The organism is Dehalococcoidales bacterium, assembly GCA_041656115.1.
Classification (GTDB): Bacteria; Chloroflexota; Dehalococcoidia; order Dehalococcoidales; family UBA5627; genus UBA5627.
The window spans coordinates 50,010-62,583 of record JBBAED010000001.1 but is presented as its reverse complement, the minus strand read 5'-3'; the positions used below and the strand labels follow the sequence as shown (position 1 = coordinate 62,583).

General features: G+C 45.3%; 10 protein-coding genes and 1 tRNA gene. 7 read left to right on the top strand and 4 right to left on the bottom strand.

The genetic code is table 11. The features are described 5' to 3' along the window. Positions 1 to 10 precede the first annotated feature (10 nt). A complete protein-coding gene (gatA, locus tag WC958_00270; protein ID MFA5628689.1) occupies positions 11 to 1,471 on the top strand; it encodes an Asp-tRNA(Asn)/Glu-tRNA(Gln) amidotransferase subunit GatA in 1,461 nt (486 codons plus the stop codon). Between the two features lie 239 nt (positions 1,472 to 1,710). Here gatA and WC958_00265 read toward each other — a convergent pair whose 3' ends face one another. The 4 genes from WC958_00265 to WC958_00250 all read right to left on the bottom strand — a co-directional run bounded on the left by WC958_00265 (position 1,711) and on the right by WC958_00250 (position 5,031). Further along, positions 1,711 to 2,358, bottom strand: a complete 648-nt coding sequence (locus tag WC958_00265) for an HAD-IIIA family hydrolase (protein ID MFA5628688.1) — start codon at positions 2,356 to 2,358, stop codon at positions 1,711 to 1,713. A gap of 339 nt (positions 2,359 to 2,697) precedes the next feature. After that, positions 2,698 to 3,165, bottom strand: coding sequence for a bacterioferritin (gene bfr / locus WC958_00260; GenBank protein ID MFA5628687.1), 468 nt, complete (start codon positions 3,163 to 3,165; stop codon positions 2,698 to 2,700). A gap of 160 nt (positions 3,166 to 3,325) precedes the next feature. Further along, on the bottom strand, positions 3,326 to 4,708 hold the full coding sequence (locus WC958_00255) for an MFS transporter (GenBank protein ID MFA5628686.1): 1,383 nt from the start codon (positions 4,706 to 4,708) through the stop codon (positions 3,326 to 3,328). Positions 4,709 to 4,833: 125 nt separating this feature from the next. Further along, the gene (locus tag WC958_00250) at positions 4,834 to 5,031 is read right to left on the bottom strand and encodes a hypothetical protein (GenBank protein ID MFA5628685.1); all 198 of its coding nucleotides are present in this window, start codon (positions 5,029 to 5,031) and stop codon (positions 4,834 to 4,836) included. A 153-nt stretch (positions 5,032 to 5,184) separates the two neighbouring features. Between WC958_00250 and amrS the strand changes: the two genes are divergently transcribed. The 6 genes from amrS (at position 5,185) to WC958_00220 (ending at position 12,436) form a co-directional block, all read left to right on the top strand. Further along, on the top strand, positions 5,185 to 6,207 hold the full coding sequence (gene amrS, locus WC958_00245) for an AmmeMemoRadiSam system radical SAM enzyme (GenBank protein ID MFA5628684.1): 1,023 nt from the start codon (positions 5,185 to 5,187) through the stop codon (positions 6,205 to 6,207). After that, the gene (gene amrB / locus WC958_00240) at positions 6,207 to 7,532 is read left to right on the top strand and encodes an AmmeMemoRadiSam system protein B (protein ID MFA5628683.1); all 1,326 of its coding nucleotides are present in this window, start codon (positions 6,207 to 6,209) and stop codon (positions 7,530 to 7,532) included. The genes amrS and amrB overlap by 1 nt, the downstream gene beginning before the upstream one ends. 763 nt (positions 7,533 to 8,295) lie before the next feature. After that, the gene (locus WC958_00235) at positions 8,296 to 9,651 is read left to right on the top strand and encodes a replication-associated recombination protein A (GenBank protein MFA5628682.1); all 1,356 of its coding nucleotides are present in this window, start codon (positions 8,296 to 8,298) and stop codon (positions 9,649 to 9,651) included. Between the two features lie 438 nt (positions 9,652 to 10,089). Next, positions 10,090 to 10,164, top strand: a tRNA-Met gene (locus tag WC958_00230). A 128-nt stretch (positions 10,165 to 10,292) separates the two neighbouring features. Further along, entirely contained in the window at positions 10,293 to 12,284 is a 1,992-nt protein-coding gene (uvrB, locus tag WC958_00225; protein MFA5628681.1) for an excinuclease ABC subunit UvrB, read from the top strand. Continuing rightward, the gene (locus WC958_00220) at positions 12,281 to 12,436 is read left to right on the top strand and encodes a hypothetical protein (protein ID MFA5628680.1); all 156 of its coding nucleotides are present in this window, start codon (positions 12,281 to 12,283) and stop codon (positions 12,434 to 12,436) included. Before uvrB ends, WC958_00220 begins: the two co-directional genes overlap by 4 nt. Positions 12,437 to 12,574: the final 138 nt, after the last annotated feature.

Here is a 12,574-nt window from a genome sequence, read left to right as displayed (position 1 = left end):
GGAGATTAAGTTGTTAGACGGAAAACAATTAACGATAAGCGAAGCCCATAAATTACTGAAAGACAAACAAGTTTCCTCCGTGGAACTTACGAAAGCATATATTGAAAGAACTGAAAAACTGGAACCGCAAATTAAGGCCGTTGTTACGCTAACGGCTGACCTTGCACTTCAACAGGCTCAAAAAGCCGATAAAATGATATCAGCCGGTAATTGTACACCGCTTACCGGCATACCTATGATGGTCAAAGATAATATCTGCACCAAAGATATTAAGACTACCTGTTCATCCAAAATGTTAGAAAATTTCGTTCCGCCCTATAGCGCCACCGTGATTGAGAAATTAGAGGCGCAAGGCATGGTTATGCTTGCCAAAACAAATATGGATGAGTTTGCAATGGGCTCCTCAACCGAAAAATCAGCCTTTCACCTAACTCATAACCCCTGGGGCTTAAATCGCGTTCCCGGCGGCTCCAGCGGCGGTTCAGCGGCAGCGGTAGCAGCCGGCGAAGCCGTTTACACCCTTGGCTCGGATACCGGGGGCAGTATCCGCCAACCGGCCGGCTTTTGCGGAGTTACCGGCTTAAAGCCGACTTACGGAAGGGTCAGCCGTTACGGATTGGCGGCATTTGCCAGCTCGTTGGACCAAATCGGCTCGCTCACCCGCAATGTTACCGATGCGGCCCATGTTTTGAATGCAATTGCCGGTTTTGACGATAACGATTCAACTTCTTCCGCTATCGATGTCCCCGATTATACTAAATGTCTTACGGGTGATATTAAGGGCCTGCGCATCGGCATACCCCAAGAATACTTTACGGATGAATTAGAATCGGATGTTGCGGCCGCCGTAAAAACCTCCGCTGCCAAACTTGAAGCAATGGGGGCAATAATCGATTGGGATTTATCAATGCCGAATACCCGTTATGCCCTTGATGTTTACCGAATTATCTCCTCAGCGGAAGCCTCAGCCAACTTGGCGTGCTACGACGGCGTAAAGTACGGCTTTTCTTATCAGGATACCGATGATATGTGGGAAGTGATAGAGAAATCACGCGGGATGGGTTTTGGCAGTGAGGTCAAAATGCGCATTATGCTGGGAACATATCTCCTTTCCGCCGGACAATACGAAAAATATTATCTTAAGGCGCAAAAAGTACGCACCTTAATTTGCGAAGATTTCGCTAAAGCCTTTGCGAAATACGATTTACTGATTACGCCGACAACCCCTACCGTTCCGTTTAAAATAGGCGAGAAATCGGAGGATCCGGCTAAGATGGCTTTTGCGGATATCCTGACCGTTCCCGTTAACCTCGCCGGTGTTCCGGCAATCTCGGTCCCTTGCGGATTTGTTGGCGGGTTACCGGTCGGCTTACAGATTATCGGCAAGCAATTTGACGAGGAAACTGTTCTCAAAACCGCCTATGCTTACGAGCAGGCAACCGATTGGCATCAACAAAGACCCAATATTTAAAAAAGTACGATATCGATTAAGGGGGCTTCAAAGCCCCCTTCTTACATCAAAGAGAAAAACAGACGTACCGTGTACCGAAAATTTGTTTGTGATACAAATTGCCGACCTCTGCACATTTTGATATAAAAATAAGACCCTTGGAGAACAATCGCAATTTAACGAGTTGTTATGAAGGTGAATCAGTAACCCAAAATATGCACCTTAAAGATAACGATTGTTATCTTTAAGGCTCGGCAAGCTTACAAAAATGAAAGTAACTCAGACGGGGTATCGATAATTATGGATGCCCCATGACTTCTTAGGAAATTTCCGCCACGGAATCCCCAACTGACTGCGATAAAATCCGTGCCGGCATTTTTGGCGGTTTCGATATCCACTTCGGAATCACCGACATAAAGCGCTTCCGAGGGCTTAATATTAAGCCTGTCCAGCGCAAAGAGCAACATATCCGCCGCCGGTTTTCTTTTAATTTGGGGGCTTTCACCGATTGCCAGTTTGATATAATTCGAAAAGTAGAATTGATTTAATTCTTTAACGGCAAGGTCATATTTATTGGAAATAACCGCTGTTTGATAGTTTTGGGTTAAAAGTTCCTGCAATAATTCGATAATACCCGCATACGGACAAGTTTTGTTTTTGGAATTTGCGGCATAATGCTGTTTAAATAAATCAACCGTGCCATCAAAAAGCGCTTGGGGGGTTCCGTCGGGGATTGCCAATTCAATCATGCGCAAAACTCCGTTTCCGACGTAGTTACGAATCTGCGAAATCTTATGCAAAGGGAACCCGTTTTTTCTTAGAGCAAAATTGACACTGTCGGTAATATCTTCCAATGTATTAAGAAGGGTTCCGTCCATATCAAAAATAACGGCTTTGTATTTACTCATTTGTTTTACCGCCAACTCGGTTATTTATACCGATAGCATTCGAATTGATTATCTTATCAATATTATGTTATCTGTTTGGGGCAATTGCAAGGTTTAGACGCCAACTTTAATGACTCAAAAGTTACTTCGGACATTGTATAGCATTTAAAGGACAACGAACAGAATAAAGGTGTTTTCGAAGCTGCAAAGAAGCGATAAATAATACTTAATGGTTAAGATTTGTAATCCGCATTTTAATTACCCCACAGCCGCCCGTGCGGGATATACAAAGGGACGACACGTCTGCCGCAAAACCGTTCGGCAAACATGTCGTCCGCTCTATTTTTTAGATTGAATGACCTAATCTATTTGATTTGCCAAGAATATGGGCAGGGTCATTTGTTCGATTTGGTCTTTCAGTTCCTCTATTTCATCCATATGACGGTCTTCGTCGTTCAGGATTTGAACGAGGATATCTCGTGTAGCATGATCTTTTAACTCACCGGCCAAAGTAATGGCATCATTATAGGCTTTAATGGCTGCCCCTTCGGCAATTCGGTCATTTTCAACCTGCTCAGGAACTACGCTACCGATATAAATATCTTTAAGGCTGGAAACAATGGGAATACCGCCGAGGAAAAGTATTCTGCCAATCAACTTTTCAGCGTGCTTCATTTCATCAATGGCTCGTTTTTCAAGTTTTTCGTGCAGTTTACCGTAGCCCCAATCTTCACACATTTCAGCATGCACGATATACTGATTGATTGCAGTCAACTCATCGGCAAGCAATGAATTCAAAGTTTCAACTAACTTGGGATCCCCTTTCATAACAATAACTCCTTTCATTTTTTCTGTTTTATAGAAGCCAATCAAGACCTCTCATTACATCATACTGTTCAAATTTAACCTTTGTCAACAAATTATCCCGAAATCTCTGTTTATATCGGATAACGGAAACATCCCCGTCACAAGCTGTAAGAAGTAAAGATTACTCCTGCGGCTTGCCCCGCACCCAAGAAGCAAATACCCCCAAAAAGCAGAGAACAGCAAAGATAATAAAGGAGATTCTGATGCTGCTAAGGAACGGTGAATAATACTCGGGGGTTATCTCAACCCTACCGATAAAGATTGCAAAGAGAACGGTGACAACACCCATACTGAATATGTTCCCGACAACCCTCATTGTGGATAATATTGCGGAGGCTACCCCATAGTTCTTGCTTTCAACGGAACTCATAATGGCATTGGTATTGGGGGATGAAAACAAAGAGAGCCCCAAACCGACAATCACCAAGCCTAAAGTAATCGCGGCAACGGACGTATCGGCATCGATAAAACCAAAATAGAGTAAACCGACCGCCGTTATGGCCATCCCCAAAGCGGCAACGTTTTGCGGCTGTGTTTTATCCGAAAGCTTACCGGCAAACGGCGAAACAATCGCCATCACCACCGGTTGAGAGATTAGAACAAGACCTGCCGCTTGCGGGCTCATTCCTTGCGTGTATTGTAAATAAAGGCTCAAAAGGAAAGCTACCGCAAACGTGGCACTAAAGTTTATAAGCACCGCAATATTTGAAAAAGCAAATACCCTGTTATGCAGTATAATGTTTAAATCCAAAAGGGGGCTGGGGGTTTTCATTTCCCACCAAATAAAAGCTAAAAGGCTCACAAAACCAATTCCCAAAAACCAGACAGCATTGATTTCAGGAAGGACCGATAGCCCATACATAAAAGATACCAGGCTGACGCCGTAGATTACGGAGCCGATAAGATCAAATTTTTCACCCTTTGCCGCTGTCCACTCGCCTTTCAGTTTCGATAATATCACGAAGATTACAATCAGCCCCAGCGGCACAATAGCCCAAAAGACACTGCGCCAGCCAAAATTTTCGGTAAGAATACCGCCAAGAAAAGGCCCTAACGAAAGCCCTAAATAAACAGAGGCCACGTTTATGCCAAGCGCCCTGCCTCTTTCTCTGGCGGGGAAAGCAGAAGTTAAAATAGCAACACCGGTACCGAAAATCATTGCACTGCTAAGCCCCTGAAAGGCTCTCATCACGATTAGAATCACCGGAGAAGTGGTAATTGCCAAAACCAATGAAAAAAGCGTAAAGGAAATCGTCCCCAGTAAAAGGATTTTTTTAAGACCGTAAATATCGGCAAACCTGCCAATCGGCAAAAGGAAAACCGCAGTCGCAAGCAGATACGAGCTCACAACCCAGCTTAAGGAAATGGCGTCCATTGAAAACTCAGCCCCGATGGCTGGTAAGACTATATTCGTTGAGGACCCCATAAACGGAGCAAGGAAAGAGGTCAAAACGGCAACGATTAAAATAGCATTTTTGTTTACCTTGTTTGCTGTGTGTTCCATAACTATTCGACTCAAACAGAGGGAAAATAGGCTCGCTTTTTCAAGAGATTTTTATTGAAACGAAAAGCTAATTTTACGCCAAATTTGTGATTATGGCAAAAACCGCCGCCGGAGAAAAACTTTAACTAATTCTTTTTTGCCATACTGAAAATCATATAAATACCGCTTAGGGTTGTGGCAACGCCGATAATTATAAACAGTATCGCCAACCACTCGAGGTTTTTAACGGCAAAGTGATAAAACTCAGCTATGCAAAAATATGAAAAGACGCCCCCGGTTAAGGTAAGTAAAATACTAAGCACATACCCGATAGCTATCCCCATGGTAACACCCTCCGTAATCTCCTATTATACAACTTTTTCCGAATAGTTATAAAAGTACGACGACTGTTTAATCTTTGATTTATTATCTTATCAGTATTAAACACTTAACACAATATCTTCGTATAATAGTGTATAATATTAACGAGGTTAATTATGCATCAAGCTTTGCTCTATGAAAAATTGACCGATGGACGGGTACGCTGTAATACCTGTCAATGGCGATGCGACATAGGTATCGGCAAGACCGGTGTTTGCAGAATGTATCAAAATAAAGACGGGAAGCTCTATTCCCTTAACTATGCACAGGTATCTTCAATTGCAATTGACCCAATCGAAAAGAAACCCTTGTTTCATTTCCATCCGGGAAGCGCCGTGCTATCGCTCGGGGGGTGGGGCTGTAATTTTCATTGTTCGGATTGCCAAAACTGGGAAATCTCATGTACGGATTTACCGCTAAAAAGCCGCCAAATCCAACCTGATGAGCTGGTTGCAATGGCGAAGGAAAATGACTGTCAGGGAATTGCCTGGACATACAATGAGCCGACAGTATGGTTCGAATACACACTGGACTCGGCAAAACTGGCCAAAGAAAACGGATTGTATACCGCTTATGTCACCAACGGATATATGACAACAGAAGCATTGGATACCATCGGGCCTTATTTAGACGCCTACCGCGTTGATATTAAGGGTTTTAGCGATCAAACCTACAGGAAATTGGCCAAAATCACCGGTTGGCGCGGAATCTTGGAAACCGCCAAAAGGGCAAAAACGAAATGGGGAATGCATATCGAAGTTGTTACTAATATCGTCCCGGGAATCAATGACGATAATGACCAATTGGAAGGGATTGCCAACTGGATAAAGGAAGACCTCGGGGAGTTAACCCCTTGGCATGTAACCCGCTTCTATCCCCATTATAAAATGACCGATGTTTTACCGACTCCGGTTGAAACCCTGGAACGCGCCATCAATATCGGCCGAAAAAACGGGCTGAAATTCGTATACGGCGGAAATATCCCGGGGCATAACAGCGAAAGCACTGTTTGTTATTCTTGCGGTAAGATGGTTATACGAAGACACGGCTATCGGACCGAAACACTCGGACTGAAAAGCGGTAATTGCGCTTACTGCGGGGCGGATTTAAATATCAAAACCGATGCGGAGGCGGCATAATGAACAGAGAAGCGACCGTTAGCGGAATGTTTTATCCCGGCTCTCCCGCCGAACTCCGAAAAACAATATCAGAGCTGATTGATAAGGAAACTGTTAAAGAAGACGCCATCGGCATAATTATGCCGCATGCCGGATATATCTATTCGGGGAAGGTTGCCGGAGAAACAATATCAAAAGTAAACATTAAAAATACATGTATTATCCTTGGGCCAAACCATACGGGAATGGGAAAACAGTTCAGTATTATGACCGACGGCATATGGAAAACCCCGCTTGGCGATGTTAGAATTGACTCCGGATTGGCAAAACGCATCTTGGCAAATTCTAAATTCCTAACCGAGGATAGCCGGGCGCACCTTTCAGAGCACTCAATTGAGGTGCAGCTCCCATTCCTTCAATACTTTAATGACAACGTCCAAATAGTCCCCATAATACTGTCGGGAAGCACCGGAACGGTTTACCGCGAAATCGGGCATGCAATTGCCAAATCTATAGTTGATTTGAAGCAAGACGTTCTTATTGTTGCCTCAAGCGATATGTCGCATTACGAAAAACAGGAATCGGCCGTTATGAAAGATAACATGGCGATTGAACCGATTCTAATCTTAAATGAAGATGAACTTTTAAACCGCATCCGTGAAAAAAATATCAGTATGTGCGGATTCGGACCGGTTGTCAGTTTAATCACAGCCGCCAAAGAGCTCGGTGTTAAAAGGGCGGAACTGGTAAAATACCAAACAAGCGGTGATATTACCGGCGATTACTCACAGGTAGTCGGATATGCCGGAATCATTTTCAAAAAGCCTATCCCTCAAAAGATGTCCGAACCGGCTGAGCTGGCTAAAAATGCCGTTAGCGCCTATATCAAAGAAGGAAAAACCATTGCACCACCCCACCCCTTGCCCCCTGTCTTTCAAGGGAAGGCCGGAGTTTTTGTTTCCGTACACAAACTGGGGCAGCTGCGCGGTTGTATCGGCACCTTTAACCCTTCCCATCAAAATATTGCGCAGGAAATTATTGTCAATGCCATCAGTGCGGTCACCCGTGACCCCCGCTTTTCCGCTGTTACCGCGGATGAACTGCCGCAACTCGATTACAGCGTGGATATCCTAACCGCCCCTGAGCCGGTCGAGGATATAAGTGAATTAGATCCTCAAAAATACGGCATTATTATCGAAAAGGGCTACCGTAAGGGGCTTTTGCTTCCGGATCTTGAAGGGGTAAACACCGTTGAAGAGCAAATTGATATCACCAAAGAAAAAGCCGGAATTTCGGCGCATGAAAAAGTGAAAATCTACCGCTTTGAAGTGCAACGGTACAAATAGCAGAACAATGTAAGCGCCTTTTTGGTTTATTAGAGATTGCTTGCTACTCCTATACATAACATCTTTGCGAGGAACGAGCCGTCAGGCGGGTGACGTGGCAATCTCCTACGGATTTATATGAGATTACTCCGCTACGCTCGCAAAGACAAGGGGTTTTCCAGCCGTTCATGGTGAGCCTGTAGAACCATAACGGCGGACGAATGGCAGTCCTTGTTTTCTCCCGTTCGTTGAACCCTTCGACAAGCTCAGGGCGAACGGGATCTTTTGTCATCCTGCTTTCCCCTTTTGTCATCCTGAACGCAGTGAAGGATCTAAGAGGACGAGAAGTATAGACTATCAGGCGTCCTCGGCAATAAAAAAGAGGCATCGCCCTACCATAAAATCCACTACCGAACGGTTCACTATCCGCTAACTCCTAGATTCTTCGGCAGGCTCAGAATGACAATAATCGTAACGTCTTTGCGAGGAACGAGCCGTTAGGCGAGTGACGTGGCAATCTCCTACAAATGTAATGTCTTTTGATTTATATGAGATTGCTTCGCTGCGCTCGCAAAGACAGAGGAAGATTGCTTTGTCTTCCCTGCGGGAATGGTCTCGCAAAGACAAAGGAGAATTGCTTCGCTGCGCTCGCAAAGACAAGGTATAAAAGACAAACCGCAACATCGGCAAATCAGTCCCAATAACGGCTCTTGCTTGTTGTAAATTGTTCCGTCTGATTTTATAATGGAACATAACCCCTTAAAATATACGATTGGCGATAAAAATGGACCTGTTTGAACACGAATTCGAAAAAGAAAAATTAAAAGAGGCCCCTCTTGCGGCACGAATGCGCCCCAAAACGCTGGATGAATTTGTCGGGCAGGCGCATATTGTCGGCAAAGGGCGTGTATTAAGAATGGCGATTGAATCCGGAAACCTCCCCTCGCTAATCCTTTGGGGACCTCCGGGAAGCGGCAAGACTACACTTGCCAATATCATTGCCAACTCCACTTCTTCTCACTTCAGTCTGATATCAGCGGTCAGCGCCGGCGTTACGGAACTCAGAAAAACAATTGAAGAAGCCAAAGAGCGGCGTATAATGATGCGTAAAAGGACTATCCTTTTTATTGATGAAATTCACCGCTTTAACAAAGCGCAACAGGATGCTATTTTGCCGTTTGTGGAAGACGGAACGGTCACCTTAATCGGCGCCACCACCGAAAACCCGTCCTTTGAAGTTATATCCCCCCTGCTTTCACGCTCTCAATTATTTATTCTCAAGCCGCTCAGCAAAGAGGAAATCAAGCTGATCATCCTGCGTGCCACCAGAGACACCTTGCGCGGGTTAGGGGTTTACAAAGTTGAAATTGAAGACGATGCCCTCGATTATCTGATAACAATGTGCAATAACGATGCGCGTGCCGCCTTAAACACGCTTGAGACGGCAACCCTTGTTACGGCACCGAATGCCGAGGGTAAAAGAAAGATTGTTTTATCCACAATTGAAGATGCCGTTCAGCACAGGGCATTATCGTATGATAAAGGCGGAGACAGGCATTTTGATACAATCTCCGCCCTCCATAAATCAATGCGCGGGTCCGACCCCAACGCCTCTCTTTACTGGCTGGGCCGAATGCTGGAAGCCGGAGATGATCCTTTGTATATTGCCCGCAGGCTTGTACGCTTTGCCTCGGAAGATGTCGGGATGGCCGACCCGCAGGCGCTGGTAGTGGCAATGGCGGCACAGCAGGCAATCCATTTCTTGGGGCTCCCCGAGGGGAAACTGGCGCTTGCCGAAGCAGCGGTTTATCTGGCAACGGCTCCCAAAAGCAATTCTCTCTACAAAGCGTATTCAGCGGTTGAAGAGGAAATCAAAAAAGGAGCCAACGAACCGGTTCCGCTGCACCTTCGTAACGCGGTTACTTCGATGATGAAGGATATCGGCTACGGTAAAGGATATAAGTACGCCCATGACTTTGAAGGGCATTATGTCGAACAGCAGAATCTGCCGGATTCGATTAAGGATAAGAAATTCTATCACCCCAGCGACCAAGGAAACGAGCAGCAGATAGCCGAAAGGCTACAAAAATGGAGTGCGGATACTTCTCAAAACAAGGATGAAAAACAGGAAAACATATAATCCGCGAACCGCCTCTTTTGATTTATTAGAGATTGCTTCGCTTACACTCGCAAAGACATGATTTTCTCCGGCCGTTCGTGGTGAGCCTGTCGAACCATAACGGCGGACAAACAGTGAACCTAATCTCCCTCGTTCGTCAGACCCTTCAATAGGCTCAGAATGACAATAATGGTAACGTCTTTGCGAGGAATGAGCCCTCCAGACGAACGACGTGGCAATCTCTTACAAATGGAATACCTCTTTTGATTTATTAGAGATTGCTTCGCTGCGCTCGCAAAGACAAGAGGTTTTCCAGCCGGCTCAGGATGCTCGGAATTTGGATTGTCTTTGCGAGGGGCGGGCCCTTAGGCGAATGACGTGGCAATTTCTAACTAATAGAATGAATACTCATTTTGACATTACAAGCTGTAAAGGTTTATACTGTTAAGGTTATATCAACGCGGGGTGGAGCAGTGGCAGCTCGTCGGGCTCATAACCCGAAGGTCGTTGGTTCAAATCCAACCCCCGCTACCAAACTTGAAATTAACACCCGCCCTCACTTTTGAGGGTTCTTTTATTTCCGCCCCAAATACCTCCGAAAAATAACAAACTAAGTTCGAATTTCCGTTGCCGATATCCCTTTTAACCCGTATACTATAATTATGTCAGAATTCAAAATTGTCTCCGATTTCGGTTTAACCGGTGACCAACCGCAGGCCGTTGCCAAACTTGTTGACGGAATCGTTAATAATCACAAGGGGCAAACCCTGCTGGGTGTTACCGGCAGCGGTAAAACCTTTACAATGGCTAATATAATCGAGCGCGTCCAAAAACCAACCCTTATTATCAGCCATAACAAGACTTTGGCCGCTCAGCTTTATGCCGAGTTTAATGACTTTTTCCCGGAAAATGCCGTCGAATACTTCGTTAGCTATTACGATTATTATCAGCCCGAAGCCTACATACCGCGCAGTGACACCTACATCGAAAAAGAAATCGATATCAACGAGGAAATCGATAAACTGCGCAATGCCGCCACCCGTTCGCTTTTTGAGCGCCGCGACGTTGTTATTGTTGCCTCGGTATCCTGTATCTACGGTTTGGGAGAACCGGAAGAATACCGCAGTTTTGTTTTAAGCCTTGAAAAAGGACAAACCTACCGGCGCAATGAAATCCTGCGTAAACTGGTGGATATGCAATACGAACGTAATGATATCGCCTTTTCGAGAGGTAAATTTCGTATTCGCGGCGATGCATTGGAAATTCAACCGGCTTACGAAGATATTGCCCTGCGTATTGATTTTTTCGGTGACGAAGTGGAACGAATTGTGCGGATTGACCCCTTAAGCGGTGAATTTTTAGCGGTTCTCGATAAAATCGATATTTACCCCGCCAAGCATTTTGTTACTTCGCAGGAAAAGCTCCTTTTGGCAATTGAATCAATTAAAGAAGAGCTCGCTGAAAGAGTGGCTGAATTCCAAAAACAAGGGAAGGTCTTGGAAGCGGCACGGCTGGAACAACGCACCAACTTTGACCTTGAGATGCTGGCTGAGGCAGGCTATTGTAACGGGGTTGAAAACTACTCACGCCACCTTTCACAACGCGCGCCGGGGAGCACCCCTTATACCCTTTTGGATTATTTCCCGGAGGATTATCTGTTAATAATTGACGAATCTCATATGACGGTGCCGCAAATACGCGGGATGTATAACGGCGACCGCTCACGTAAAGAAACGCTGGTGGAATACGGGTTTAGACTGCCTTCGGCGTTGGACAACCGTCCGTTAAATTTTGATGAGTTTCAAAACCGTATCAATCAGATTATTTTTACCTCGGCCACACCTGCCGAATACGAACTGAAAAACAGCTTCCAGGTAGTTGAACAGCTGGTACGTCCCACAGGGCTTTTAGAGCCCACTATTGAGATTAAACCCATAGAGGGGCAAATCGATGATTTGCTTGCCCAAATTAAGCGTAGAGTGGCTAAGAAGGAGCGTTGCCTGGTTACCACGCTTACAAAAGTTCTTGCCGAAAAATTAACCGATTATCTGATTGAAATGGATATCAAAGCCAACTATCTGCATTCCGAAATTGATACGTTGGAGCGGGTTGAAATTCTGCGCGACTTACGCCTTGGAGTTTACGACGTGATTGTCGGGATAAACCTTTTACGTGAAGGATTGGATTTGCCCGAAGTCAGCCTTGTTGCCATCCTTGACGCCGATAAAGAGGGCTTTTTACGCTCCGAAGGAGCATTGATCCAGACAATGGGGAGGGCTGCACGCCATATTGACGGGCATGTTATAATGTATGCGGATACGGTTACCGGTTCAATGCAGCGCGCTATCGATGAAGTTAATCGCCGCCGCCGTATACAAGAAAGCTATAACGCCGAGCATAATATCACCCCGCAGGGGATTAAAAAAGCGATTAAAGATATCACCGACCGCGTCAGGGTAGGGGTTGTTGCCGAACCGAAGGCAGAGTATATTGCGACATCTCAAAGCAAAGAGGACATTGCACGCCTGATAAAGGACCTCGAAAAGCAAATGAAAACTCTGGCAAAAAACATGGAATTCGAAAAGGCTGCACTACTGCGCGACCGCATTGTTGAGCTACGGAGAGAACTTATTGTAAAGGAGTTGCCGGAATGAACAATGAAGAAATCGTAATCGAAACAAGACAAGAACGCCGCGAGAAAAGACTTACCAGCAAGAAAGAACAAATGCAGAAACGTGGCAAGAGCACGGCAAGAATTTACATTGATTCCCTGTTTAAGAGGCTAACCTCCAGAAGAAAGAAGTAATTTCTTTCTCATCGCCAAGGATGTTGTAATTCCGTACATACCGAGCTTGTTTTTCCTCGTTCGCCCTGAGCCTGTCGAAGGGTCCAACGAACGAGGAGAAAGACGAGGGATTACAATCCGTCCGCCGTTATGGTTCGA